Below are 26,518 nucleotides of genomic sequence, written 5' to 3'. Positions count from 1 at the left end.
TTGATGAAGCTACAAAATTAATCATTTTGTAGTTGTTTTTTCAATTTTGTTGAACAAAAGATTTTTATACGGAAAAAATCTTATTTAATCAAGTTCCTAATGTGATAGTTACTATTGTATAAAGTTAAATATATGATATATCAATCTTTTGTGGAGCGCTTCTGCGATAAAACGGGTCGCAAAACGTTGTCAGTTGAATGATTTAGCTCTTATCATAACACATGCGAAAGTTCAATTGTAATTTTGTACTGACAACCATTAAGATATATTGTTTTCGGGTATTGGATGCTGTAAACGATTCACTCATTGTGAAGAGTAGGTGTGGATACTTTGCTTTGCCGGGGGGAGGTAGTTCAATCCATACCAACATATTTGCAACAATATAAAAGCAACTACCAGAATGATCATGGAGATTCTGTTTGAAGAGTTTCTTTTAAGGCGGTAATGGATATAGATCAGGTACCCCAGCCAGGTGGTTGCAGCCCATGTCTCTTTTGGATCCCAGCTCCAGTAATGTCCCCATGCATCTTTAGCCCAGATAGCTCCCATAAGCATGCCCAGTGTAATGCAGGCAACACCGGCATACACCATATTGTCTGTCATATTCATGATGTGGGCTTTGCAGACGATTTTATTCTCCCTGGCAAGATAGTATATGGCTACTAGTGTTGCGGCGCCCACAATGGCATAGGAAAACATGTAGATAATAACGTGCGGGGCGAACCAGGGGCTCTGCAGTGCCGGCATGAGCACTTTGTTATGGATATCCGGGCTCGCGATATTTATAATTATAAAAACCGAGGAGAGCAGAGTGGTGAATGAAATTATCCATCTGTAGTTCCACCTTAGATAGGTAAGCAGCCCCGCAACAGGCAGGAAAAACGAATACCAAAGGCGTGTCTCGCCCATGGTACGCAGGGGCGGTCTCTCCAAAGATATCCAGAGGCCCGATATAAAAATGAAAAAGAGCATAAGTCCAGCCGCTGTAAACATTGACGGCATTGCCTTGTTTCTGTTTTTGTACGCAAGAATTGCTCCAAAACTCCAAAGGAGTACTGCACCAAATGCAAAATAAATAAATGAACTCCAGGTCATAATATACTTTTTTCAGGTCCGGCAATAAAAATAAAGATGGCTCCTGCAATAAGCATGAAGATGCCGCTGTAAACCACTTTCAGCCACGGATCACGCACGAGTTCAAAAATCGGTGTGTCTGAGTATTTTCCTTTTGAATCATCGTAGCTGTATTGATAAATTGTCCAGTCTCCTATTGATAATGGCTTGTTTACTTCAATGACAATTTTTTGCGTATGCCCTGCTTCAGTATAGACGGTTACATGCGATCTGTATTTCTTAACCTCCTGCAGCGGCATGGCTACACTGGTATGCTCATCGATCTGCAACTGGTTAGGCGGAAAAAGATAACTGCCGTTGCTGACCCATCCCTCCACAGGACAAGGTAGTCCTGCTTTGTCCACCCTTATCTTCATGGCGATGGCTGCTCCCTCCATCATCATTGGTACCACATTCAAAAAAGCAGAATCCCTGAAGATGGCTGCATGAGGCAGATATTCAATAATCTCAATTGTAGCTCCAGCCAGCAGGGCAGTCTTTCCTGCTCCTTCAAACATGTAACTTTCGGGTCGTGATAGAGGTAACACAATTCCTGTTTCATTATCAATAATCACCAGCTTAGGTTCATACTCTTCAATAATGAATGAATCCAATTGGATAGCAATAGTTAGCTCTTTTATTGTCCCTTGTCTGTCTGTCGCACGCCACTCCACTTGCCCCTCATTTACACTCATGATGAGTCGCTCCATATCTGCACTGCCGAGTATTCCTCCCAGCAGGGCGACAAAAAGGCCGATATGATTCAGATAGAACCCGATATCGCGTAACGACTGTTTCCTCCTTGTCCTTTTGAGTATAGCCAGTCCCAAGATCATTAACAAATAAAAGCACAGCAGTATAAATGGCCATGAAGTAGTCATCTGGTACCAGCCCAGCGGTTTGAATATGCCAGGTGGCAGCTCATTGCCGGCTATCTCTTTTGGGAGTTGAGGGAGTAATCCCAGAATTATACAGAGGAGGAGCAGAGCACTAACTGCAGGAATGGCTGCATATATTCCCGACAACCACCTTGTTACACGGCTTTTCCCGGACAGAAGATGTAAAAGAATAATCCCCGTGATAAACAGTGCACCAGTGATATAATTTACAGGTGCGGCGAAAAGGGAAATCTCAATATTTCCAACGGCCAACTGCAGAAAGAATCCCGTGAGCAGGATACCGGCGGTAAGTATAAAACCTTCTGTATATCCCCATGGTTGCTCCCAGATATTTCGTGAAGAATTTTTCATCTATCTTTTTAATTCAAGCTTGCCAGCCGGTCGTTCTCTCTGGCTATTTTAAGCCATTGAGGGATAATAACCTCCTGAAATATTTTTTTATCGGTTTTCTCTTTCTGCATATCAAGGCCGATATAAGCCTGTGCTTTTTCTTTCGTGGAAATATCGGGTAGAGGAACATCTCCGGTAAATCCAAGTTGTGCAAGTACTTTTGCCGTTTCAAACCTGGCTTTGTGAGCCCTGTCAAGGCTTAATGAAAGAATACGCTGATATTCAACCGGAGAGTGAAAGGCCCCACCGTGTGAAGCAACAGCGTAATCCCAGCGCCATTGCGACTGTCGGAGAAGCTGCAGTACATTTTTCATCTGTGTCGCGGTTGCCCCTTTGTTCCACGCGTACTGAGCCTCCAAATGTGCGGTAGCGAGCTCTTTCTCTACCAGATCGCGAATCTGGTTTGCACTGCGCTGGCGTTCATACACTGCATCGCGAAGGTCCTCTTCCGTCTCTCTATGGCACACCTGACAGGTGTTATTCATGCTTGCCAGCGGGCTTCTCACATGGTGACTGCTGTATTTTATACCACCTTCTGAAATATAAGGCATATGGCAGTCGGCACAGGAGACCCCTCGCTGTGCATGGATACCTGTCTTGAATATCTCGTAATCGGGGTGTTGCGCTTTTATGATTGGTGCTTTGCTCAGTGCGTGTGTATAATCTGCAAACCCTATGCTGTCGTAATACTGTTCTGCACCCTCCATGGTAGTTCCATTGTGCCATGGGAAGATCAGATATTTTCCCACGGGTGTGAAGTAGTATTCTACATGGCATTGTGCACAAGCCAGCGAACGCATTTCCTGATGAGTAGCTTCTTTAATATCCAGCCCCATATTTTCGAATCCTTCAATCAATCCGGGCCGGCTGATTTTCAAATCCATGGTTTCTGCGTTATGACAGTCTGCACAACCAATCGGGTTTACCACCTCTTGCCCCCAGTGGGCCCATGTCTTGTTATAGAATTCGGCGATGCCTTCAGACTCCATCAGCCGGGGTACATCGGGACTTTTACATGTCCAACAGGTTGCCGGCTGCGGCCCTTCTTCCGGAGTCATTGGGGCTCCGGTACGCAATGTATGATGCACATCCTCCACTGCATGCATATGCCCCCTGGGAGTATTGTAATCTTTTGAAAAAGCATAGCCGGCCCAAAGGATAACCATCTCGGGACGTTCAGCAAGTACATCCACTGCTTTGCTCCCGTTAAATTCACTCTGGAAAGTGGTATCGGCTGTTCTGCTCCATGTCTCGTATTCGTGTGGATAGTTAACGGCAAAAAGCTCACTTCTTGGCTCTATACCAGTTATTTCTACTTTCCTGTTGTTCATCACGCTAGCTATCTCGGCTCTTCTTTGTGTGATTGAAGCTGCCAGCATTCCCAAAAGGAATACCATTCCCATCGTAACGAAAAAAAGAAACCACCCAACCCAGGGCTTCATCCTGTCACTGTGCCTTTTACTGTTCATAGTAACTCTGTTTTATGCTTAGTTTTCAGTTTTTTAGTTTTCAACCGTCCCTTGCCAACTCTTATCGCCCAACCGCCCTCGGGTAGCCATCATAGTCTTTCTGTCCTGCTTCAATCACCAATTCTCAGCTTCTTTCAGTAAGCTGCCAAAAGCTCTTAGTCTTCCGCATACCGCATCTGTCAACGGTTGGTATTATTCATTTCTGATCTCTTCACCATGTTGTGAAGCCATTCCGGAACATTGCTTTCAGGCATAGGTACTCGTGCATTAGGTGTTGATGAAAGCGACCTGCTTAGGGTGTGCGGTACATTCCTGTGGCAATCCCAGCAAGCGTTACCTCCCATATTCTTCACCTCCTTGAAATCCATTCGTCCGATTTTTACAAACTCGGTGTTGAGCTGAGTATGGCAACGAATACAATTATCCATTATCACCTGAGAGCTTGCTTCTATAGCTTGGATAGCCTGATTTTCTCCACGGATGGTGAATATGGCAGAATGGCGTAATCCGTCCACTGCTTTAAAATAATATCCCTTTACTTTACTGTCCTGCGGAACGTGACAGTCGTTGCATGTAGTGTTCCTGCCGTGAGAACTATGCATCCAGGTTGCATAGTACGGGCCCATAATGTGGCAGTTAACGCAGGTCGCAGGGTCGTTGGATAGATAGCTGTAAGCCCTTGATGCAAAAAAAGTATAAGCAAAAAGCCCCACGAAAGCCCCGCTGATGATGATTGCGGGATATCTCCAACCCCCGCGAGGCTTAATTTTATTCCGGAAGTTTCGCAGTCTGTTCATGGTCGCAAACTTTAAGCTTTTTATTATTAACAAAGTAAAGCACAAAATCTTGAAAAAACTGTAATAATTATGACGTTTGCGAAAAATAAACTAATTTAGTTTCTTAAATTGAAGGTGATATGGACAACTTATTTGTTGATGCCGGCTATTCAGGTATGATTTTTCAATGTCCCCTTTGCAGCTCTGTTCCTGAAGATCAGCGGGACGAGTTTATGCGTGATATTCACTTCTCTGTAAGGAAATTTGAAAAAGGAGATGTGATTGTCACCCAGGGGGCACGTTATCAATCACTCTATATATTAATAAAAGGGGAGGCAGTTACCGAGATGGCAGATGATAAGGGAGATTTTATGAAGGTAGAGTATATCAAGGCTCCCAATCCCATGGCAACCGGTTTTTTGTTTTCAGCCGATAACCGTTCCCCGGTCTCTGCTATTTGCAGAACTGCCTGTACGTTTGTTGTGATACCTAAGGAGAATCTATCCCTTCTGTTGAAAAAGTATGATGAGTTTATGATTGCTTTCCTGGCATATATATCCAATAGGGTATCCTTTCTTTCAGATAAGCTGCGACTTGTCTCATTACGAACAATAAGGGCAAAACTGGCCTATTACCTGCTGAAAGAGTCGGAAGGGGAAAAGAGCTTCCAGTTGAAAACAACAAAAGAGAGTATTGCCCGGCTGTTCAGTGTTTCCCGTCCCGCGCTGGTGAAGGTGATGATGGAGATGGCAGAAGAGGGGATTATTGAGGTTGACAGGAGGAAGATTACAATTCTAAATCGGGTTGCACTTCAAAACATGTTTTAAAAACAGCATCCCCTCAAAAGTGTAATTAAAATGTTGAGTCCTCTCCGAAAACCTCAAGACCCAATTTTATCGGTTTGCAACATATTGAAAATCAATGTTCATCTTGTGGAATTTTCAAGAAAAAAGACTTATCGGAGGGGACTCGAATGTTTCTATTTCCAAATAAAACTTTTAAGCCTGAAATATCTCAAGAATTTATTTATTATCTTTAATATTGATTTTTTAATTTCCCATTTTGTTTTTTTTAATCCTGAAGGTTCCTGGTAATAATTAGAAACTGTTGCCTTCCCTGTTGTAAGCCTTTTTGGCTTACTCCGTTGTCCTTTTTCAATTATCACAATGCTGTCATAAAAATGTATGGCTTTAACACTTATGGTAAAATTATTAACTTTCAATGATGATTGTTCCGAATAGAAGGCATTTAAAAAGTCAATAAGGTTTTTACTATATTCAATAAATGTTCCTCTTCTTTTATAACCCCCACCATACATTATTTGATATGATGTATGTGTATCCTCGCATAAATATATACCGGTTTCTTTTATGTGTCCAAAAAGTTCTTCAAAGGTGACAATTTGTTGAGTCATTGTGTGCCCGCCATCGTCAATAAGAATATCAATTGGTGGTATCTGCTCTTTAATTTTACGAAGGAATGTCCGGTCGGATTGAGAGCCTATGAAGATCTCGATATTTCCCTCCTCCAGGTTTTTGCAGTTAGGATTAATATCTACACCATATATTTTGGCATTTTGGCCGAAATACTTCTTCCACATTTGAAGGCTTCCCCCCTGGAAAACGCCGATTTCAAGTATTACTATTTCTTTGCCCCGATATTTATTAAAATATAAATCATAAATATCAAAATAATGGTTCCACTTGTCAATTAATTTATCGTTGTTGTTATAAAAGAATTTCTCCAGATCATTCATATATTAGCCACTATTTATGTTTCAGGCGCGTTGACTGTTGCTGTTTATAAAAAAACAATTCATTACGAAAAAGAATTAATTGACAAAGATAGTAATTGATTTGTGATATTTTTAGTTGCCACATATGAAGAGTCTTTTTTTGGTATAATATTTTTATATTTGCAACCCTCATCAAAACAATTTGCTAAGAAAGAACGCTGTCATAAATCCCACCACTGTCACCAATGCTACTGCACGTCCGCCATACCTGAATGCTTCAGGAATCATTGTGTCGCAGAGCATAGCCAGAATTGCACCTGATGCAAATGCCATTGTTGCTGCATGAAGGGAGCCGGGTGAACTACCAAGGAAAATATAACCACAGACAGAAGCTATAACGGTGATAATTACTGTTGCTGTCCATAAAGCCATTATCTGCCTGTTAGACATACCGGCCATTTTCATGCCCAAAGAACCTGACATTCCCTCCGGAAGGTTACTTAAAAACACAGCCATAATAAATACAATGCCTGTAGCACCACCTGCGGCGATTGATGCTCCGACAACGAAAGACTCAGGGATACCATCAAGGAAAGTGCCTAATAAAATTGCTGAACCTGAGTTGTTACCTGCTTCTTCCTTTTTCTTTTGCTCCGAGATGCCATGAACATGTTTCCGAAAATGACCGCCCCTGGAATCTATCAGATAGTCTCCGCCAACAAACATAATTGCTCCTGCCAGAAAGCTCAACCCTACTGTTAAGGGATCGTGTGCCTTTTCAAAAGCTTCTGCCATTAAGTCGATGGAGAGTGCTGATATTAAAACTCCCGCTCCAAAAGCCATTACAGTAGCGGTTACTTTATCCCCTATTTTCAAGTAAAGGCCTAAAAATGCTCCTATGAGAATGGCCGAACCTGAGACAAACCCCCAAAATGCAGCTTCAAACATAAGTGTCGAATTTTCCGCTAATATAATGATAAAGTATAAGTATAATCAGTGTATCCCGAACTTTTCTTTAAATGTTATGATAAAGTTACAGAGTAATTTCAAATTACCAGTATAGTTGATAGATATATGGGAGTATATGAATTTAAAATGTTTTATATATGTTTGACCTAAGGCAAACAAAAAACGCTGTAAGTTGTGTAACTACAGCGTTTAATAATTTTATGAAGTGGTGCCACCAGGAATCGAACCGGGGACACAAGGATTTTCAGTCCTTTGCTCTACCGACTGAGCTATGGCACCAACATTGCTCAAATTGCGAGTGCAAAGATAAGCGCATTTTTGAGATTTACAAAATTTGTAAATAAAAAAGTCAAAAAAATCTACTCTACTGTCAGCGGATCCCATCCTTGAGCATTTAGCTGCATCTCCTGTCCATCGCGTGTGACTAGATAACATCCCTTTTCGGCTTTGGTGATATGCCCTATTAGATGAACTCCCTGCATGGTACTCATCTTGTCGTGCAGATGCAATGGAACTGTGAACAAAAGCTCATAATCTTCTCCTCCACTTAGAGCCACTGTCGTTACGTTCATGTTAAAGGTCCCGGCCATCATAGCTGTCTGATAGTCGATAGGAAGCCGTTCTTCGAAAATTTGACAACCGGCATTACTCTGGTTGCAGATATGTAGAAGGTCAGACGATAATCCGTCCGAGATATCTATCATTGAGGTAGGAACAATTCCGTTCTCTGCAAGCAGTGCTACGATATCTTTTCTAGCTTCCGGCTTGAGCTGGCGTTCCAGCAGGTATTCTTTTCCTGCAAAATCGGGTTGAAAATCGCCGCTTCCGTCGAACACTGCTTTTTCTCTTTCCAAAAGCTGCAAGCCCATATAAGAGGCTCCCAGGTCGCCCGAAACATAAATAAGGTCTGTCTCTTTGGCGCCATTTCTGAAGGTTATTTTTTCTTTGTCTGCCGAGCCAATGCATGTGATGCTGATTGTTAATCCGGTAAGCGAGGAAGAGGTATCACCTCCCACTATATCCACTCCATATATTTCACAGGCAAGCTTTAATCCACTGTAAAAGTTTTCGAGGTCTTCTACCGAGAATCGCTTGGAAATACCCAGAGATACCGTTAGCTGCCGTGGTATCCCGTTCATTGCGTATATATCGGAAAAGTTGACCACCGCTGCTTTGTATCCAAGATGCTTTAATGGAAAATAGATGAGGTCGAAATGTATACCTTCCAGAAGCAGGTCGGTGGTCACCAGTATGTTTCTCCCCCTATAATCCAATATTGCCGCATCATCGCCAATCCCTTTGATGGTTGTTTCCTGCTTGGGGATGATGTCTTTGGTCAGGTGATTTATTAAGCCAAACTCGCCTAAGTTGGCTATTTCTGTGCGGCTCATCAGATCCTTTGGATTATGGTACGCATAATCTCCGCCATCTTTGGCTGGGCAATTTTGGCGGCCTCCTGCACATCCTCGTGAGAAACCTCTACAATCTTGCCTATTACGCCCAGGTCAGTGATAATGGAAAACGCAAGCACTTTAATTCTCGCGTGGTTGGCAACGATAACTTCGGGAACGGTTGACATTCCAACTGCATCTCCACCGATTACGCGGAAAAAATTATACTCGGCCGGTGTTTCAAAGGTGGGTCCCTGCACACCGACGTAGACACCGTGCTGCAGTTTGATGTTTTTCTCCCTGGCTATCTCCATTGCCATCAGACGCAACTCTTTGTTGTAAGCTTCACTCATATCTGGGAAGCGTGTACCCAGCTCATTGAAGTTTTTACCATGAAGGGGGTGTTCGGGAAACATGTTTATATGGTCTTCAATCAGCATGATATCGCCTATGTCGAAACTGGGGTTCATCCCTCCGGCTGCATTGGAAACAAATAGGTACTCTATACCCAGGGACTGGAAGACGCGAACAGGAAAAGTAACCTGTTTCATATCGTACCCTTCATAGTAGTGGAAGCGCCCCTGCATGGCCAGCACCTTTCTGCCGCCAAGCTTGCCTATAATCAGTTTCCCGCTGTGCCCTTCAACCGTGGAAATCGGGAAATTTGGTATTTCGGTGTAGGAAATTTCATTTTTATCTTCAATCTCATGCACCAGTTCCCCCAGGCCCGTACCCAGAATAATGGCTGTGTTTGGAATCTCTTCAATTCTACTCTTCAGATAATCTGCTGTTTGTTTGATAGCTTCTAACATGTTCTAATATTTTCTTATTAAATGATTCTTTTTCTTTCTCATCTATAAATGTTATGCGAACGGGAATGTAATAGAGTATTTTTTTTATCTCCTCATCCAGAAAAGGCAACGCCCTGAAACGTACGGCATCTTTTTCCGTTGTGAGAATGATCTTGTTATCATCTTCCAATGATTCAACCTGCTCACGAATGGATTGCACATCAGCATCATTGAAAAAATGGTGATCGGGGAAAAAACGCGTATAGAGATTGTATGTCTTATGCTCAAGCTTCTCTACCAGCGGTTGAGGTGAAGCAATACCGGTAACAAGAAACACGTGCTTCTTTCGTAGATCGTCCAATAGATAACGGTCTTCCCTGATTTCGGAGAAGACGGGCCTGACTGTGCCATAATCGAGTGATGTGAAAAACAACTTCTGGTAAGGGTACAGGTTCAACCCGTTCGTGTAAATCCTGAAGTCGATTGGCTGCATGTCAGGATTGCATTTGGTAACCAGTACGATAGATGCCCTGTCTTTCCCTTTCAACGGCTCGCGAAGCATCCCCGCAGGAAGCAGTCGGTCTTCGAACACAGGACGGTTGCTGTCTACCAGAAGAATGGATAGCGAGGGCTGTACATACCGGTGCTGAAATCCATCATCGAGCAAAATCACATCTGGCCTCTCTTTTTTATCAATGCTAAGTATCTTTTCAATTGCGTTTACCCTGTTTTTGTCAACCACGACGAGCGTATCTGGAAACTTCAGCTTTATTTGTAAAGGTTCATCACCCGCTTCGTTCGCTTTTGAATCGGTATTAACAATCATAAAACCCTTGCTACTACGTTTGTATCCCCTGCTCAGAACGGCGACCTTATACCCGGGGGAGAGCAATTTTATGAGATATTCAATATGCGGGGTCTTTCCTGTACCTCCTGCAGTGATATTACCTACGCAGATAACAGGAATATTGAAACTCTTTTGTTTGAGTATTTTTCTGTCGAAAAGTGCATTCCGAAAGTTCACCCCAACTTTGTACAGCCATGATAACGGCAGCAGTGATCGACGGAATTCGACGGAAGGTTTGCCCATTTTATTTAATGTTCGGATCAAAAGGAATTCTGGCCTGTAGGTAATCCTGTTCTTTAATATTTTTCAGGAGCATGAACAGATCGTAACTTGAGCCAAGATACTCTTTAAGAGTTTTGGCGGCCAAATCCTCTTTTGAAGGGTTCAACAACTCATCGAATCTTGATCGTAGCCTGGGATATTCAAAAACTACATAGCTTTTTCCCAGGTTAGCCAGATCGGCAGCAATTTCAATCGCTTTCTCAATACCACCCAATTCATCAACAAGACCAATTTGTCTTGCCTGATTTCCTGTCCATACACGTCCTTCGGCGTAGAGAGCCATTGAGTCTTTTGGTATATCACGCCCTTCGGCACAACGCGTTAGAAAGAGGTCATACCCCCGCTCTATCATTGTCTGAAACATCTGTTTCTCTTTATCATTTAAAGGACGTGAAATATTCCCGAAATCTGAAAACTCGTTTGTTTTTACTTCATCGATATTTACTCCTATTTTTTTGGATGTACCTTCTAAATTAGGTATGGTGCCGAATATCCCTATCGATCCGGTTAGGGTTGTAGGCTGGGCAACTATTTTGTCGGCGTTGCAGGCGATATAATACCCTCCGGAGGCAGCCATGTCGCCCATGGAAACTACTACCGGCTTTTCTGACTTCAGGTCGTTGATCGCTTTCCAGATCTGCTCTGAAGCATAGGCACTCCCTCCACCTGAATTTATGCGGAATACCACTGCCTTTATTTCTTCATCCATCCTCAGTTTTTCAATCTGATCCACAATATATTTATCCTGGATACCGGATGAGCCGTTACCGGAAATGATTTCTCCAACTGCATAGAGGATAGCAATTGTATTATCGGTTTTCTTGACTGTTTTAGTTTTTACCGATTTCATGTTTGCTACCGTTGCCGATGGAATTTTTTTGTTTTTTTCGATATTCAGTAACGAGCGAAGATAATCCTTCATCTCTGTTTCATAAAGAAGCGTATCTACAAGATTGGAAGAAAGTAGAAAATCGGTTTCCCGGATCAACGGCAGCAAGTTGGCAAGAGAATCTATACCGGCAGGAGTGAGTGAACGCGACTCGGCAAAATCGTTTTTAAGGAAACTCCAGGCGTCATTCAGAATGGAGGTCAGCTGTTCTCTGTTTGCTTCGCTCATCTCGTTTTGTGTGTACGGCTCCACGGCCGATTTATAGGTGCCGACCTTAAAGATCTGTATCTCTATTCCCAGCTTGTCAAGGGCATCCTTGAAGAAGATGGGTGTGGCGGCCAGCCCGTGCAGGTCGAGCATCCCTTTGGGATTGATTGCTACTTTATCGGCTACGGAGGCAAGGTAATAACCACTCTGTGTATATATGTCGGCGTATGAAACGATAAATTTGCCGCTCTCCTTGAAATCAAGCAGTTCCTGACGGATTTCGGCCAGTGTAGCCATGGAGGCCGACATCATGCGCGAATCCAGGTAGATGCCTTTGATCTTATCGCTGCTTTTGGCCTTTCGGATAGCACTTACAATGTCGTTCAGGCCAATTGGCTGGGTTTCGTCGCGACTGATCATCGATGTGAACGGGTCCTGCTCGGGGGTACGTTCATTTATAGGGCCGCTTAATCGCAGGTTTAAAACCGAATTATCCTGAAGAGAGAATTTTTCCGAAGATATAGAATCAATAACTGATCCCATTGCTCCGAAAAAGAAGATCATTGCAATCAAAGAAAAGATTACGTTTGCGATGATAAATCCCAAAGCAGACGCGAGCATGATTTTTAGAAAATCCTTCATAGAAATAATTTTTAGTTGATTAACAGGACAAAAATAAAGAAAAAAGAGTTACTCTACAATTTAAAATTACATATTCTTAATTAATTTCACTTGGTATTTCCTTGGCGTGGTACTAATTTTGATGATTAAAAATAATTTTAATCATAAGTGGGGTAAATAATTACTTAAAAAAAGCTAAATAGAGGTAAAAACAGGGCTGTCAGTGCAGCGTTTTTTCTTTTTTCTCATCTATTTAATGAACTGCGATAATGATGGATGATTCGCAACTGATAATTGCATGTAAGAAACAGGATCGTAATGCTCAAAAAATGTTGTATGAGCAATATGCACCTATAATGATGGCGGTATGTATGCGTTACAGCGGCGATGAGGAAACAGCCCGCGATCTCTTGCATGATGGATTCATCCGGGTCTTTACGCAGATATGCTCATATTCGGGCAGGGGTTCTTTTGAAGGCTGGATGAGGCGGATTTTTGTAAATCTGGCGTTGGAAAACTACAGGAAAGAGAAGCAAAAATACCGGTTTATGGAAGAATATCGATATATACATGGTGGAGAAGCCAACATGCCGGAGGATGATATTCTTGATATAGGAAATATTCCACGTGAGAAGGTTCTGGAGATGATAAGGGATCTTCCTGCCGGATATAGAACAGTCTTTAACCTGTATATTTTTGAGGAGTTGTCACATAAAGAGATCGCCCGCATGCTGGGCATAAAAGAGGCAGCGTCACGGTCACAATTATTTAGGGCAAAGAGCATATTACAGAAGAAGATTTCAGCCATATTAAAAAAGCAACAGTAACTATAAATGAATTCAGATAACGATATTAGAAGGGAGTTTCAGTCGAAATTCAGTGATTTCCGGGCATCAGTCCCTGATGATGGATGGAGCATGCTGGAACAATCGCTGAAGATTGATGCTGCAGCCAGGGTTGCAGTACGGCGCAGATGGTACACCTGCACTGCTGCTGCTGTCCTTGTTTTGTTGATAGGTACTGTGCTTTTCTTCCGGAACCAGGTTGATCAAAGTAATTCCCTTATTTCGGAATCTGCTTTAACAACTCCGGAAATAGATATAAAACCCGGTAGCGGTGCAGAAATTAAAAAACAGCCCGAAACATTGAAACAGGCTATTGTTACTCACCCTGGCAAAGTGAAGCAGTATGTATCGGGTTCAGCAATAAGAAAGGGAATTAACCCCGTTCGCCCATCCGATCCATCAGGGATTATTGAGTCCATGCTGCGCCGTGAGAGTTCAACCCGCAGCGGCATGGCAAGAGTGCCTGACTCAGACGCATTGCGGGTATTGCGTCAATCAGAGGAAAATCAGAGAAAAAGGTTGTTGGTTGATGAGCTTATTGTGGTGGAAGGACAAAAAGGGTTGTTTGCAGAAAATGTGTCATCTCACAATGATAATGGAAATATTGTGCTGACACTTAGCGGAAGGGGCGGGTTAACCTCTTTTCATCAAACGGTGAATTCGCCCATGACCCTGCGAAGTGCGGCCGTAGCCCCTGAAAGCCAATATTCCGGCGAACCCAATAAGATGTTATTGCAGGCAAACAATACTGCCGATAATATTTCGGAAATGGAGCACGACCAGCCGGTATCGTTTGGTATTACGGTATCTAAATCCTTGTTAGATAATCTATCTATTGAGACCGGCCTGATATATACCTCTCTTTACTCCAAAACACGAAATAAAAACTCAAATTTTCAGGTACATGAAACGCAGCGCCTTCACTATCTGGGGATACCTTTAAACGTGAATTACAATCTTTTCTCTTTAAGTAAGTTAGATGTTTATGCCTCTGTAGGCGGCATAATAGAGAAAGATATATATGGTGAATTCCGGAGAACAGGAGAGGGGCAGGCGTTGGATCTCAACAGTTCATCTCAAGAGAAAGAGGTTAAGAAAATTTCACAACACAATCCACAGATCTCGGTCAACGCCGGTGTTGGAGTTTCATTTCCTATATATAACTCTCTGAAGCTGTATGGAAAAATAGGCGGAGCATACTATTTCGATGCAAAAAATGAATACAAGACTATCTATTCCGACAGCAAGATCGTGATGGATCTGAACATAGGGCTCAGGTATGAGTTTTAATATACGAATTAACAAAATATTGAAAGATTAGAAAATGAAAAAAACGAATTTATTTCTTGCCATAATCGGCATGACTCTTCTGTTGACTTCCTGCCTTGGGGATGGAAACAGTAACTATTCAGAAGCTTCCGTAGCCTATATTGCTATGGATAACGCATCATCAAAAATTTATGGAAGAACCCTTACCGGGCGCTTAATAACCTCTGCACAAATGCAGGGGATGACTCCGGGTACTTTTCAGTTTCTTCGCTATAGCTGGGAAGAGGAGTATGGAGAAGAAAAAATTGGAGATAAGTATGCTGATAAGGTGGTGATTTCAGGCGATCCAAAGCTGATAAGTCGTGCAGATCTGATAATGGCCGATCCACCTGTAGTGGAAACACCTGATAAGTTTTTAGCTATAGACCCTCCTTATTATGCTGCAGACGAGATATACCTGGGTGATCACTGGCTGTTTCAATATGCCTATGAGTACAAAAAGGGACAGACTGTCTCACTGGAGTTCTATAAAATTAACAAGGAAGGAGCCAATGACGATGAAGTATTTATTGAAATTCATCTTGTTATAGACGGAACACCTGAAGCAGGCGCTTCAACAACTTCAGGTTCGGATATCATTGCTTTGAATATGGCACCTATACGTGCTATGTATGAAGGAACAAGCCAAACCAATACTAAAGATATAAAGATTCAGTTCAGATACTATTTGAAGAACCGCAACGACATTGTAGATTCAAATGTTTACAAAATGAGAGTTGCCGGAGATTAAGCCGAACAACCTCGTCTAATCAGCAGCAACTACTCTGAAAAAAAGTAGTTGCTGCTTTTTTTATCTCTCTCACATTCTAAATATTAATCGGAATTCGTTACCTTTGCAATCCAAAATCAAAAAGTAATGTGGAGAGATATTTTTGTAACTATCGTGCAGTTGATTGTTGCGTCTCCCGAAGAATGGAAATATATTGAAAGGGAAGAGAGAACGCAGAATGACTTCCTCTACCGCTTCCTGCACCCTGTTTTTGGGATAATTGCACTTGCCTCTTTTGTTGGCGGTTTATGGTTTACGCGCAACGGAGGTCTTGAGAATGCGTTGAAAAACACTATTATTAACATAGTAGCTGTGTATGGGGGGTATTTTTTAGTGTCATATATCCTGAATGAAACAGCTCCCCGGTTTGGGCTGAAAAAAAATTTAGCAGAGTTCCAATTTTTTGTAGGATATTCTTCAGTGGTGATTTATCTGCTGTACATCATTATTCCTTTTCTTCCAGGTTTTTTCATTTTATGGTTACTTGCATTTTACACTATACATCTGGTGAACACCGGGGCACAGCTTTATATTAAAGTTCCGGAGGATAAACGTACAAATTTTACCGTTATGGCATCGGCGCTGGTAATGCTGACGCCTGCACTTGTGAATATTCTCTTTTCATTCCTGATAAAATAATGAGTCCGTTCCTGAAATCAAAATATAAAGAATGACCATTCGTAATGTATTGAATATCAACAGCTATTTTGATCCTATTTTAATAATAGAGACTTTTCGGAGGGAACTCAATAATGAAACTTGCAGGCAAAATGTTTCCAGGAAAGGCTACATTATTGCAGCGAGTGCTGTTCACCTTGATGTAAAAAATAATATAATCGTATGAAGCAAGCTCCAATAAATATAAAGAACAAGCGTGCCACGTTCGACTACGAACTGGTTGAGACTTTCACTGCAGGTATTGTACTTACAGGTACTGAGATAAAATCGATCCGTTTAGGCAAGGCTGGCCTTGTGGATACCTATTGTTTGTTCCAAAATGGCGAATTATGGGTGCGTAATATGCATATATCGGAATATTTTTACGGCACCTATAATAATCACAATGCTCGCCGCGACCGGAAACTGTTGCTTAACAGGAACGAGCTGCGAAAACTTTCACGGTTGACCAAGGAGACAGGATTTACAATTATTCCCGTTCGTTTGTTCATTAACGAGAAAGGACTGGCAAAGCTGGTGATTGCAGTGGCCAGAGGAAAAAGGCAGTACGACAAACGGCAGTCACTGAAAGAGAAGGAGGATAAGAGGGATATGGACAGGATGTTTAAAAAGTAATAAGCTCTTACTGACAAATTTTATGTTTTAATGCACGCACAACTGAGAGTTGTGTATCATCACAAGAATCACTTATTACCATATTTCATAGCTTTATACTTGTAGAGTTTTTATTTACTTAATTTTCGTATTTATCAATGCAGTTTAGAAACGATATATTTTTCCCTGCTGTAAAAAAATCGGGCTACACAACCCTGTGGCTGCTTAAAATAATTCTTCCGATATCCTTGGCAGTCAGATTCCTGGACTATTTTGGAGCCCTTGCCTATTTAGCCAAATTTCTTGACCCGGTTTTTGTATATATGGGCTTGCCCGGAAGTACGGCCATTGTTTTCATTACAAGTATTTTTCTACCTCTCTATGCCCCTTTGGCAATTATTACATCAATGCCCCTTACGCTGAGGGAACTGACCATACTTGCGCTGATGTGCCAGATATCTCATAACCTTCCCGTGGAGAGTGCTATTCAGGCAAAGACAGGTACTTCGTTCTGGTCTATGTCAATATTGCGGATTGCAATGAGTATAATTACCGGTGTGGTGCTGAACCTTATTCTCCCTCAAAACATGGGTATGCCTGTTTTCTCACATGTCGGCGTAAAAGCCATGAACTCCGTGGCAGATGTGTTGCTTGCGTGGCTGAAGAGTTCGATGAGTATTGCGCTGCTTATAACCTCTATAGTGTTTATGTTGAATTTGCTGTATAACATTCTAGAGGCTTATAAACTTATTCCCAAACTAAGCAGGGGAATAGCACCCATATTGAAGTTTTTTGGATTGCCGGAGAGTACAGGATTCCTGTGGCTTATCGGCTATATAGTGGGTCTGGCTTATGGCGGGGCGCTGATGATGGATCAGATGAGGGAGGGAAAGGTGACAAGAACCGATGCAAGCCTGCTGAATTATCACCTTGCTGTATCTCACTCTGTTCTGGAAGACAATCTTTTGTTCGTTGCACTTGGTGTTTCAATCTGGTGGATACTTGGAGTCAGATTTGTGGCTGCCTGGCTGGTAGTATGGATAAGAAGGGTTATCATGAAATTAAGGTATGGGGATATTGGCATAAAGATTGAAGGTGTTTGAATATCAGTTTTAATGTTTAATTTTGAAACTATAAGAGTCTGACAACTGTTTGGTTGTGCTGTTTTATAGCGATGATTGTATTTTGCCGAACAACAGATTACAGTTATTAACAAAGAGATCTGGACATTTAAGGCAGTTTGTGCCGATTTCTATGTGCCGGATGGCAGATAACAATTAATTTTGCGTTTATTAAAAACAAGAATAAACAAAATCAATGAATATTGAAGAAATATTATCCGATCGCATCCTGATTCTCGATGGTGCAATGGGTACAATGATACAGTGCTACAAACTAACTGAAGCAGATTTTCGTGGTGAACGTTTTAAAGGATCTCAATCGCTGCTTAAAGGCAATAACGACCTGCTTTCGATCACTCGTCCCGATATAATTGGCGAGATTCACAGGGAATACCTTGCTGCAGGAGCCGATATCATAGAGACTAATACGTTTAACGCAACTGCGATATCTTTGCACGATTACCATATGAGCCACCTGGCTACCGAAATAAATCTCTCTGCTGCCAGGCTTGCGCGAGAAGCTGCAGATGAATATACACTGAAAACGCCAGACAAGCCCCGTTTTGTTGCCGGCTCCATCGGGCCTACCAACAAGACAGCATCAATGAGTCCGCAGGTGGAGAACCCAATGTATCGCTCTGTTACGTTCGACGGCTTCAAAGCTGCATATAAAGAGCAGATCTTGGCACTTGTTGAGGGAGGTGTGGATCTGCTGATGATAGAGACCATTTTTGATACTCTTAATGCTAAAGCCGCAATCTTTGCTGCCGAAGAGGCTGCTGCTGAGACAGGCAGGAAAATACCACTCATTCTCTCCGCAACTCTCTCTGACAAGGCAGGGCGTACCCTCTCAGGCCAAACACTGAATGCTTTTGTTACTTCCGTGAGTCATGCCAAACCTCTGGCATTAGGCCTGAACTGTTCATTCGGTGCAGTTGAACTAAAGCCGTATGTGAAAGAGTTGGGACGTATTGCACCATGTTATATCTCTACCTATCCCAATGCCGGGCTGCCAAATCAGTTAGGTGAATATGATGAGACACCTGAAAAGATGGCAGCACAGATTAAAGAGTTTATTGATGAGGGTCTTGTAAATATTGTGGGTGGATGTTGCGGTACCACTCCCGCTCATATTGCAGAGTATGTGCAATTGGTAGAGGGAGCCGTGCCGCACCGGAAATCGGCCCCGCCGAAATATTTACAACTGTCGGGTTTGGAAATGCTGGAGGTGTCGCCACAGATCAGGTTTTTGAATATAGGAGAGCGATGCAATGTGGCAGGATCAAGAAAATTCCTGAGGCTTATTCAGCAGAAGAAATATGATGAAGCCCTGCATATAGCCCGAAAGCAGGTGGAGGATGGAGCACAGGTGCTGGATGTCAATATGGACGATGGACTGCTTGATGGAGTGCAGGAGATGACGAGTTTTCTCAACATGCTTGCTTCCGACCCCGATGTGTCTCGAGTACCTGTAATGATTGACTCTTCAAAATGGGAGGTGCTTGAAGCCGGCCTGAAATGTATTCAGGGCAAGGCGATTGTCAACTCCATCTCTCTGAAGAATGGTGAGGCGGAGTTTCTGAGACAGGCCGGGCTTGTGCAGAGATATGGTGCGGCAGTTGTTGTGATGGCTTTCGATGAAACGGGCCAGGCAGATAACTTTGAACGACGTATCGGGATTTGTAGCCGTGCGTACAAATTGCTTACGGAGCACGGATTCGATGCAAAAGATATAATCTTCGATCCCAATGTCCTTTCTGTCGCTACCGGCATTGATGAACACAGGAACTACGCGGTTGACTTCATTAATACTGTTAAATGGATTAAAGATAATTTGCCTTATGCCAAAGTGAGCGGAGGGGTTAGCAATCTCTCATTTTCATTCCGTGGCAATGAAAATGTACGGGAGATAATGCACTCAGTTTTTCTTTATCATGCCATCAATGCGGGATTGGATATGGGGATTGTGAATCCTTCTCAATCGGTTATCTACGAAGATATTCCTTATGATGTAAAAGAGCTGGTGGAGGATGTGGTGCTGAATAGGTGTGATGATGCCACTGACCGGCTAATGGCCTATGCAGAGAAGATAAAGAGTGAAAAGACATTTAACCCGGAACAATCAAGAACAGAGGAGTGGCGTATCCTACCGATAGAAGAACGGTTGAAATATGCGTTGGTAAAAGGAGTAGGGGATTATCTGGAAGAGGATCTTGACGAAGCACTGAAGAAATACCCTCGAGCGGTGGATATTATTGATAAACCGCTAATGGCAGGTATGAATCGTGTGGGAGATCTTTTCGGGGAAGGTAAAATGTTCCTGCCCCAGGTGGTGAAAGCTGCACGTACAATGAAAAATGCCGTAGCCATCCTGCAACCAGCCATTGAAGCTGAAAAATCGTCCGGTGGCAAGGCGCGTAAAGCAGGTACTGTAATGCTTGCTACTGTAAAAGGAGATGTGCATGATATTGGTAAAAATATTGTCTCTATTGTACTTGCATGCAACAATTACGAGATCATCGACCTGGGCGTCATGGTCCCTCCCGGTAAAATCATTGAGGCAGTGATCAAGGAAAAGCCTGATATTGTAGGGTTAAGCGGACTGATCACACCCTCTCTTGAAGAGATGGCGATTGTAGCCGAAGAGATGGAAAAAGCCGGATTTACCATCCCTCTGTTGATAGGAGGAGCTACCACCTCTAAGCTTCACACGGCAATCAAGATTGAACCCAGATATACACAGGGTGCGGTCGTTTACGTGAAAGATGCATCGCAGAGCCCTTTGGCAGTTGCCAATCTGATGAGTGAGGAAAACAGGAGCGATTATATTCATAAGGTACGCAATGAGTATACATTGCTTCGTGAAAACCAGTCCCGTAAAGTTTCTGAGCTGGTCTCTCTTGATGAGGCAAGGCTCAATGCCTGTTCTATGGACTGGAGCAATTTTAAAGCGGTTGCCCCGGTTACCTTGGGGCGAGTGAAGCTTGATGATATAAAGATTGCATGGGTTATTCCCTATATAGACTGGAAATTTTTCTTTCATGCATGGAATCTGCCGGCAAAATTTCATACTATAACCAAAATTAATAACAGCATTAATGCTCGTGCCATGTGGCTTGAGTCGTATCGTGACGATGATCGCGAGAAAGGGCAGGAAGCCGCGAAGCTGTATTACGATGCCCTGGAAATGCTGCAAAGGTTTGTGTCGGATAATGTGGATTATATAAGAGCTGTTTTTGGTATTTATGAAGCTTACAGCAAAAATGACACTATTAATATTGGCGGGGTGCAGTTCCCATTTCTGCGGCAACAAAAGAAGAATGAAAAAAATGAGTATCTTTGCTTAAGCGATTTTATTGCTCCATACAGTTCGGGTAAGAAAGATTACGTTGGTGCTTTCGCGGTTACGGCCGGCTGCGGTGCTGATGATCTGCTGCTCAGATATAAGGACGATGGAGATGAGTACTCTTCTCTGCTTATGAAGTCGCTGTTAGACCGTCTGGCGGAAGCGGCAACAGAATGGTTGCATGCAAAAGTACGACGCTATTACTGGGGGTATGCAGCTGATGAGGAACTATCCATCGCGGAGATGTTTGCTTGTAAGTATAATGGTATTCGCCCCGCGGTGGGGTACCCGTCCATACCTGATCAGACGGTGAATTTTAAGCTGCATGATATGCTTTCAACAGCTGATATTGGCATCTCTCTCACCGGGAATGGCGTAATGTATCCCAATGCTTCGGTTAGCGGGTTCTTTTTCGCACATCCCTGCTCGAAATATTTTGCAATAGGTGAGATATCGGAAGAGCAGGTGGCCGACTATGCACAACGTAAAGGAATGAAGCCGGAAGAGATTAGGAAGTTCCTGCTTGCCAACCTGAGGTAAACAACATATAAATTGTAAGCTAATCTGTTATATAGCGATGATGAACGAGAAAAAACCTGAGGTAAACAACATATAAATTGTAAACGCATGATTTTGTAAATGAAAACGCTTTCATTTCAAAATATAATATAAGAGCCTACTTGAAAAAATGTAGGAATAAGAGTTTTTAAAATTCAACTGACAGTTATTCAGGGCTGTTTTATTGAAAAACGACTTCTTTTAAGTGGGCTCGTATAAAAATTATTTAAACGAATTATCCAAAAATATTTGGATCAAAAATGGAAAGACTATTATGAGAAGCTTTGGAAGCGACAATAATTCAGGTGTTCATCCGCGAATAATGGAGGCTTTGGCAGATGTGAACACAGGACACGCAATTGCCTATGGCGATGATGAGTGGACTTGTGAAGCAGAAAGGATTATCTGCTCTATCCTTGGGGATAAAAAGGTGGCTTCCTGTTTTGTGTTTAATGGAACGGGAGCTAATGTTGTTGCATTACAGGCTTGTACAATGCCATTCCATTCTATCCTATGTGCTTCGACTGCCCATATTGCCGTGGACGAATGCGGTGCGCCCGTTAAGATTACAGGGGCATCTCTCAAAGAGATTCCAACGCCTGACGGCAAGCTGACCCCCAGCCTGGTTCTTCCATATTTGCATGGTTTTGGATTTGAACATCACTCTCAGCCGAAAGTGATAGCTATCTCTCAAACTACAGAGCTGGGTACCGCTTATACACCGCAGGAAGTGAAGGCACTTGCTGATCTGGCTCACCGGCATGATATGTATCTCTTTGTTGACGGAACTCGAATTGCCAATGCATGTGCCTGGTTAAATATTTCACTTAAGGAGATAACTGTAGATTGCGGTGTTGATATTTTCACTTTGGGAGGTACCAAAAACGGGTTGATGTTTGGTGAAGCCTTGGTGCCATTGCGTAAAGAGTTGGCGGAGAATCTAAAATATTACCGGAAGCAAACTACTCAACTTTATTCCAAGATGCGATTTATTTCTGCACAGTTTATTCCATATTTGAATGAAAACATCTGGCTGGATAATGCTAAGAGATCAAATAATGCAGCACAGAAGCTACATGGCGAAATGAGCAGAATTGAGGGAATAGAAATTACACAACCGGTACAATCGAATGCCCTGTTCTTTATTCTTCCTAAAGAGATAACAGACAAGCTCAGGGAGCGCTACTTTTTCTACGACTGGGATGAGAGCCGCAATGAAATGCGACTTGTATGTTCATGGGATACCACTGATGAGGATATTGAGCAGTTTGTCAGTTATCTGAAACAACTTGCTGATTTAAAAAAAGCATAAGGGAATGTCCCCTTTCAATTGAAATACTTTCTCCTGATTATCATAAATATATAATATAATGTTCGATTTTTTAGACGTTTATCCCTGGCTATTGCCTGTCATCATTTTTTTCGGTCGCATTATTGATGTGACACTGGGCACACTGCGTATAATCTTTGTATCGAAAGGTGCAAAAAATATAGCTCCTGTCATCGGTTTTATTGAAGTGTTTATCTGGATTGTTGTAATCTCTCAGATACTTACCCGTGCAAACGATCTGGTATCTTATTTATCGTATGCTGCCGGTTATGCGACGGGGAATTATGTAGGTATTTTGATTGAGAACAGAATTGCATACGGTATTGTATTATGTCGTATCTATACTCAGAAGAATGGCAAAGAACTGGTTCAATCACTTAATAAGCTCGACTTTGGAGCAACGTTGACTCATGGAGTGGGTTCAACCAAAGAGGTGGATATTATTGAAACTGTTGTCGACCGCAAAGAGATGAAAAATCTGGAGCAGTTGCTAACCGATTTCGACAACAACATATTCTATGTGGTGGAGGATGTACGTACCAAACAGAACGGGATATTTCCGAAAAGAAAAACTATTCTTTCGCGCTGGCGTATTGGCAAGTAATTCATCTTTTAGCTTCCTGCCAGATAGACTCCATCTCTTCAAGTGACATATCCTTGAGTGAACGTCCTGCTGCCTTCACCTTCTTCTCCATGTAGTTAAACCGGTAGATGAATTTTTGATTGGTACGTTCCAGTGCATTGTCGGGATTCACCTTATACAAACGGGCTGCGTTGATGATGCTGAAGAGCATGTCGCCGAATTCATCTTCCATCCTGTCGTGGTCCATATTTTCGATTTCAACTTCCAGCTCTCCTATCTCTTCTTTCACTTTGTCCCATACATCATGGCGCCGGTTCCAGTCGAATCCGGCGTTTCTGGCTTTGTCCTGTATCCTGTAGGCTTTCACCAATGAAGGAAGTGACGATGGGACGCCCTCCAGAACAGTTTTGTTTCCCCCGTTTTCTTTAAGTTTTATTTGCTCCCACGATTTTTCTACAGTGACGGGAGAATCGGCATTCTTATCTCCGAAAACGTGCGGATGGCGGAAGACCAACTTGTCGCATATGGCGTTACAAACATCGGCAACATCAAAAGCTTTCTTTTCCTCTCCAATCTTAGAGTAAAAGACAACATGCAGGAGCAGGTCGCCAAGCTCCTCTCTTATTTCGTTGTTATTATTGTTGATAATTGCTTCAGCCAGTTCATAGGTTTCCTCTATTGTGTTTGCCCGTAAGCTTTCATTGGTCTGTACCCTGTCCCATGGGCATTTTTCGCGAAGCTCATCCATAATATCCAACAATCGGCCGAATGCCTCCAGTTTTTGTTCTCTTCTGTTCATAATTGAAACGGCATAGACGCCTTGGAGGCGCCTATGCAGATAAACTATTTTTTAAAGTTTGTCAATCCTGTCTGCAAGAATTCTAAATATTTCTCTACATTTTCATCGTAGGCATATGAAGGGCTTAGCGGTTTGCCCTCATGATCAAGTGCTATATAATATGGTTGCGCATTGGCTCCGAACTTGTGCCGCTGCAGGTAACTCCATTTATCGCCAATAGTTTTCAGTCGCGTATTCCTTTCGTTTTCATTCACTTCAATGATTTCCGGAAGGCGGGTTTTATCATCTACCATTAAAGTAATGAGTATATATTTATTGTCAAGGATATTTTTTACACGCGGGTCGGTCCATACCGATGCCTCCATTTTGCGGCAATTTACACATCCATAACCGGAAAAATCTATAAGAACTGGCTTATCCTGTTCCTTTGCCATTTTTATGCCGGTTTCATAATCCAAAGTCTTGGCATGTACCTCCCCTTTGTAGAGATTAAAGTCCTGGGTGTACAAAGGAGGCGAGAAGGCGCTGATAGCCTTTAATGGAGCGCCCCATAACCCGGGGATCATATAAATGGCAAATGCGATTGATATTATGGAAAGGAAAAGTCGTGGTATGGTTACATGCTGCGGTTCACTGTCGCCGGGGAACCTTATCTTCCCAAGAAGGTAGATCCCAAGCATAAAAAAGATTACAATCCACAACACAAGGAATACCTCCCGGTCGAGAATCCCCCATCCATAAGCCAGGTCGGCAACAGACAAAAACTTCAGTGCCAGTGCCAGCTCAAGGAATCCCAGTACAACCTTCACAGAGTTGAGCCAACCTCCTGATTTCGGCATATTGGCCAGCCATGAAGGGAATATGGCAAAAAGCACAAAAGGAATTGCAAGGGCAATGGCAAATCCAAGCATACCGATAGCCGGCCCAAGTATGCTGCCCGATACTGCAGCTTCCACCAGTAGCGTTCCTATGATGGGCCCTGTGCAGGAAAATGACACCAATACCAATGTAAAAGCCATGAAGAATATGCTTATAGCACCTGATGTCTTATCTGCTTTTTCATCCATCCTGTTTGTCCATTTTGATGGCAGCACCAGCTCAAAGCCGCCAAAAAAGGCGATGGCAAAAAAAACCAGAAGGGCAAAGAAGATCAGATTGAACAGTGCGCCGGTAGCCAGATTATTCAGCGCACTGGCGCCAAATATTCCGGTAATTAGAAGTCCCAGAATTAAATATATAACAATTATGGCGCTTCCATATACCATTGCTTCGGTGATAGCATTTTTCTTCTCTGCTTTATTACGTTTAAGGAAAAAACTTACCGTCATAGGGATCATTGGCCATACGCAGGGTGTAACCAAAGCAATTAGGCCGCCGATGAAACCGGCAAAAAATATCCAGAGCAACGACATTCCTGCAGTGCTGCCCTTCATCCCGAAATTTTGTAACTCTTCAATAACAGGAGCCCACAAAATATCACTATCAATCTCAGCCGACTTCGTTGACGTTAAGGTGTCAGCCGTAGATTCTTTCAGAGCATCGTTAACCAAAACTGGTGACAATCCCGGAAAAGATGTTGCGTCACTGTTCTCTTTTACGGGAGAGCGGGCTTCTGTAAATGTTACCGGCAGTTGAGCAGAAGTAAACGAAAAATCGTGAGGTAGGGGAGGAGTGCAGCTTGAGTCGTCACACGCCTGAGCACGGACATCGCCCTGAATAGAGAAGTTGTCCTTATCAGTTACTCTCAGTCGCTGTGCAAACCTTGCATTATCCTGAAATTTACCTATTTCCATACCAAAGATGGCATCGTACTTTACCGTTGCATGCTTACCATCGGCATGAAATTTACCCGAAGGCTCCGCTCCAGTAATTTTATCGATGCTGAGTTGAGTGGGTGTAGGGCCTCCGTCCGGTATATCTGTATCATAAAGATACCATCCTTTTTTAATTTTTGCTTCGGCAACCAGATCTATTTCTCCGTTTCCTTTATCTTCAAGATAAAAGTTCCATTTCACCTCGTCCTGGGCTAATATGAGGGAGGTAAAAAGAAACAGAAAGCCAAAGAGGGTGGTTACTGATTTCATATTTAAAATGATTTTTCTGAGTTTAATCGGCAAAGTTAATAAACGGAACTTAATATCTTAGGTTAATATCGGTTATAAACAATTTTGTTGAGTTAAAACTCTT

The 26,518-nt window shown here is 42.6% G+C and carries 22 protein-coding genes and 1 tRNA gene; 10 read left to right on the top strand and 13 right to left on the bottom strand.

Annotated features, from left to right (window positions below):
• Positions 1–303: 303 nt before the first annotated feature.
• The 4 genes from ccsA to nrfH form a co-directional block, all read right to left on the bottom strand.
• Entirely contained in the window at positions 304–1,095 is a 792-nt protein-coding gene (ccsA, locus tag KDN43_RS01360) for a cytochrome c biogenesis protein CcsA (protein WP_238867915.1), read from the bottom strand.
• Positions 1,092–2,363 carry a cytochrome c biogenesis protein ResB gene (locus KDN43_RS01355; RefSeq protein ID WP_238867914.1) on the bottom strand — a complete coding sequence of 424 codons (1,272 nt, stop codon included), beginning with the start codon at positions 2,361–2,363 and terminating at the stop codon, positions 1,092–1,094. Before KDN43_RS01355 ends, ccsA begins: the two co-directional genes overlap by 4 nt.
• 8 nt (positions 2,364–2,371) lie before the next feature.
• Entirely contained in the window at positions 2,372–3,871 is a 1,500-nt protein-coding gene (nrfA, locus tag KDN43_RS01350) for an ammonia-forming cytochrome c nitrite reductase (RefSeq protein ID WP_238867913.1), read from the bottom strand.
• Between the two features lie 179 nt (positions 3,872–4,050).
• Complete coding sequence (gene nrfH / locus KDN43_RS01345) at positions 4,051–4,668, bottom strand: cytochrome c nitrite reductase small subunit (RefSeq protein WP_238867912.1); 618 nt, start codon at positions 4,666–4,668, stop codon at positions 4,051–4,053.
• Positions 4,669–4,787: 119 nt separating this feature from the next.
• Between nrfH and KDN43_RS01340 the strand changes: the two genes are divergently transcribed.
• Positions 4,788–5,474, top strand: coding sequence for a Crp/Fnr family transcriptional regulator (locus KDN43_RS01340; protein WP_238867911.1), 687 nt, complete (start codon positions 4,788–4,790; stop codon positions 5,472–5,474).
• Positions 5,475–5,626: 152 nt separating this feature from the next.
• Here the strand turns inward: KDN43_RS01340 and KDN43_RS01335 are convergent, their stop codons facing one another.
• The 7 genes from KDN43_RS01335 to sppA form a co-directional block, all read right to left on the bottom strand.
• Positions 5,627–6,403: a class I SAM-dependent methyltransferase gene (locus KDN43_RS01335; protein WP_238867910.1), complete on the bottom strand. Its 777-nt coding sequence runs from the start codon at positions 6,401–6,403 to the stop codon at positions 5,627–5,629.
• Positions 6,404–6,574: 171 nt separating this feature from the next.
• Complete coding sequence (locus tag KDN43_RS01330) at positions 6,575–7,330, bottom strand: ZIP family metal transporter (RefSeq protein WP_238867909.1); 756 nt, start codon at positions 7,328–7,330, stop codon at positions 6,575–6,577.
• Between the two features lie 227 nt (positions 7,331–7,557).
• A tRNA-Phe gene (locus KDN43_RS01325) sits at positions 7,558–7,630 on the bottom strand.
• 80 nt (positions 7,631–7,710) lie between these two features.
• A complete protein-coding gene (gene thiL, locus KDN43_RS01320) occupies positions 7,711–8,742 on the bottom strand; it encodes a thiamine-phosphate kinase (protein ID WP_238867908.1) in 1,032 nt (343 codons plus the stop codon).
• Positions 8,742–9,554 (bottom strand): purine-nucleoside phosphorylase, encoded by an 813-nt coding sequence (locus KDN43_RS01315; RefSeq protein WP_238867907.1) that lies wholly within the window; start codon positions 9,552–9,554, stop codon positions 8,742–8,744. The genes thiL and KDN43_RS01315 overlap by 1 nt, the downstream gene beginning before the upstream one ends.
• Positions 9,511–10,623 carry a tetraacyldisaccharide 4'-kinase gene (gene lpxK / locus KDN43_RS01310; RefSeq protein ID WP_238867906.1) on the bottom strand — a complete coding sequence of 371 codons (1,113 nt, stop codon included), beginning with the start codon at positions 10,621–10,623 and terminating at the stop codon, positions 9,511–9,513. The genes KDN43_RS01315 and lpxK overlap by 44 nt, the downstream gene beginning before the upstream one ends.
• A gap of 1 nt (position 10,624) precedes the next feature.
• Positions 10,625–12,400 (bottom strand): signal peptide peptidase SppA, encoded by a 1,776-nt coding sequence (gene sppA / locus KDN43_RS01305; protein WP_238867905.1) that lies wholly within the window; start codon positions 12,398–12,400, stop codon positions 10,625–10,627.
• Positions 12,401–12,651: 251 nt separating this feature from the next.
• Between sppA and KDN43_RS01300 the strand changes: the two genes are divergently transcribed.
• The 9 genes from KDN43_RS01300 to KDN43_RS01260 all read left to right on the top strand — a co-directional run bounded on the left by KDN43_RS01300 (position 12,652) and on the right by KDN43_RS01260 (position 23,553).
• Positions 12,652–13,206 carry an RNA polymerase sigma factor gene (locus tag KDN43_RS01300; protein ID WP_286849233.1) on the top strand — a complete coding sequence of 185 codons (555 nt, stop codon included), beginning with the start codon at positions 12,652–12,654 and terminating at the stop codon, positions 13,204–13,206.
• Positions 13,207–13,212: 6 nt separating this feature from the next.
• Entirely contained in the window at positions 13,213–14,514 is a 1,302-nt protein-coding gene (locus tag KDN43_RS01295) for a porin family protein (RefSeq protein ID WP_238867903.1), read from the top strand.
• Between the two features lie 34 nt (positions 14,515–14,548).
• Positions 14,549–15,283: a hypothetical protein gene (locus KDN43_RS01290; protein WP_238867902.1), complete on the top strand. Its 735-nt coding sequence runs from the start codon at positions 14,549–14,551 to the stop codon at positions 15,281–15,283.
• Between the two features lie 126 nt (positions 15,284–15,409).
• A complete protein-coding gene (locus KDN43_RS01285) occupies positions 15,410–15,961 on the top strand; it encodes a YIP1 family protein (protein WP_238867901.1) in 552 nt (183 codons plus the stop codon).
• A gap of 201 nt (positions 15,962–16,162) precedes the next feature.
• Positions 16,163–16,615, top strand: coding sequence for an SsrA-binding protein (gene smpB / locus KDN43_RS01280; protein WP_238867900.1), 453 nt, complete (start codon positions 16,163–16,165; stop codon positions 16,613–16,615).
• 137 nt (positions 16,616–16,752) lie between these two features.
• On the top strand, positions 16,753–17,697 hold the full coding sequence (locus tag KDN43_RS01275; protein WP_238867899.1) for a nucleoside recognition domain-containing protein: 945 nt from the start codon (positions 16,753–16,755) through the stop codon (positions 17,695–17,697).
• Between the two features lie 214 nt (positions 17,698–17,911).
• A complete protein-coding gene (metH, locus tag KDN43_RS01270) occupies positions 17,912–21,601 on the top strand; it encodes a methionine synthase (RefSeq protein ID WP_238867898.1) in 3,690 nt (1,229 codons plus the stop codon).
• Positions 21,602–21,893: 292 nt separating this feature from the next.
• The gene (locus KDN43_RS01265; RefSeq protein WP_238867897.1) at positions 21,894–22,931 is read left to right on the top strand and encodes a threonine aldolase family protein; all 1,038 of its coding nucleotides are present in this window, start codon (positions 21,894–21,896) and stop codon (positions 22,929–22,931) included.
• A 58-nt stretch (positions 22,932–22,989) separates the two neighbouring features.
• Positions 22,990–23,553, top strand: a complete 564-nt coding sequence (locus KDN43_RS01260) for a DUF2179 domain-containing protein (RefSeq protein WP_238867896.1) — start codon at positions 22,990–22,992, stop codon at positions 23,551–23,553.
• 1 nt (position 23,554) lies between these two features.
• On the opposite strand, the gene mazG is transcribed toward KDN43_RS01260, so the two are convergent.
• Positions 23,555–24,331, bottom strand: coding sequence for a nucleoside triphosphate pyrophosphohydrolase (gene mazG / locus KDN43_RS01255; RefSeq protein ID WP_238867895.1), 777 nt, complete (start codon positions 24,329–24,331; stop codon positions 23,555–23,557).
• Positions 24,332–24,375: 44 nt separating this feature from the next.
• Positions 24,376–26,415: a protein-disulfide reductase DsbD family protein gene (locus KDN43_RS01250; RefSeq protein WP_238867894.1), complete on the bottom strand. Its 2,040-nt coding sequence runs from the start codon at positions 26,413–26,415 to the stop codon at positions 24,376–24,378.
• Positions 26,416–26,518: the final 103 nt, after the last annotated feature.

The organism is Proteiniphilum propionicum (assembly GCF_022267555.1).
Classification (GTDB): domain Bacteria; phylum Bacteroidota; class Bacteroidia; order Bacteroidales; family Dysgonomonadaceae; genus Proteiniphilum; species Proteiniphilum propionicum.
This window is presented reverse-complemented; position numbering and strand designations above follow the sequence as displayed.

Coding starts and splice junctions, on each gene's coding strand:
- KDN43_RS01290 (WP_238867902.1), top strand. CDS start 14,549: ATGAAAAAAACGAATTTATTTCTTGCCATAATCGGCATGACTCTTCTG.
- KDN43_RS01315 (WP_238867907.1), bottom strand. CDS start 9,554: ATGTTAGAAGCTATCAAACAAACAGCAGATTATCTGAAGAGTAGAATT.
- KDN43_RS01265 (WP_238867897.1), top strand. CDS start 21,894: ATGAGAAGCTTTGGAAGCGACAATAATTCAGGTGTTCATCCGCGAATA.
- lpxK (WP_238867906.1), bottom strand. CDS start 10,623: ATGGGCAAACCTTCCGTCGAATTCCGTCGATCACTGCTGCCGTTATCA.
- KDN43_RS01285 (WP_238867901.1), top strand. CDS start 15,410: ATGTGGAGAGATATTTTTGTAACTATCGTGCAGTTGATTGTTGCGTCT.
- KDN43_RS01340 (WP_238867911.1), top strand. CDS start 4,788: ATGGACAACTTATTTGTTGATGCCGGCTATTCAGGTATGATTTTTCAA.
- nrfA (WP_238867913.1), bottom strand. CDS start 3,871: ATGAACAGTAAAAGGCACAGTGACAGGATGAAGCCCTGGGTTGGGTGG.
- metH (WP_238867898.1), top strand. CDS start 17,912: ATGAATATTGAAGAAATATTATCCGATCGCATCCTGATTCTCGATGGT.
- thiL (WP_238867908.1), bottom strand. CDS start 8,742: ATGAGCCGCACAGAAATAGCCAACTTAGGCGAGTTTGGCTTAATAAAT.
- mazG (WP_238867895.1), bottom strand. CDS start 24,331: ATGAACAGAAGAGAACAAAAACTGGAGGCATTCGGCCGATTGTTGGAT.
- smpB (WP_238867900.1), top strand. CDS start 16,163: ATGAAGCAAGCTCCAATAAATATAAAGAACAAGCGTGCCACGTTCGAC.
- ccsA (WP_238867915.1), bottom strand. CDS start 1,095: ATGACCTGGAGTTCATTTATTTATTTTGCATTTGGTGCAGTACTCCTT.
- KDN43_RS01330 (WP_238867909.1), bottom strand. CDS start 7,330: ATGTTTGAAGCTGCATTTTGGGGGTTTGTCTCAGGTTCGGCCATTCTC.
- nrfH (WP_238867912.1), bottom strand. CDS start 4,668: ATGAACAGACTGCGAAACTTCCGGAATAAAATTAAGCCTCGCGGGGGT.
- KDN43_RS01355 (WP_238867914.1), bottom strand. CDS start 2,363: ATGAAAAATTCTTCACGAAATATCTGGGAGCAACCATGGGGATATACA.
- KDN43_RS01260 (WP_238867896.1), top strand. CDS start 22,990: ATGTTCGATTTTTTAGACGTTTATCCCTGGCTATTGCCTGTCATCATT.
- KDN43_RS01335 (WP_238867910.1), bottom strand. CDS start 6,403: ATGAATGATCTGGAGAAATTCTTTTATAACAACAACGATAAATTAATT.
- KDN43_RS01295 (WP_238867903.1), top strand. CDS start 13,213: ATGAATTCAGATAACGATATTAGAAGGGAGTTTCAGTCGAAATTCAGT.
- KDN43_RS01300 (WP_286849233.1), top strand. CDS start 12,652: ATGGATGATTCGCAACTGATAATTGCATGTAAGAAACAGGATCGTAAT.
- KDN43_RS01250 (WP_238867894.1), bottom strand. CDS start 26,415: ATGAAATCAGTAACCACCCTCTTTGGCTTTCTGTTTCTTTTTACCTCC.
- sppA (WP_238867905.1), bottom strand. CDS start 12,400: ATGAAGGATTTTCTAAAAATCATGCTCGCGTCTGCTTTGGGATTTATC.
- KDN43_RS01275 (WP_238867899.1), top strand. CDS start 16,753: ATGCAGTTTAGAAACGATATATTTTTCCCTGCTGTAAAAAAATCGGGC.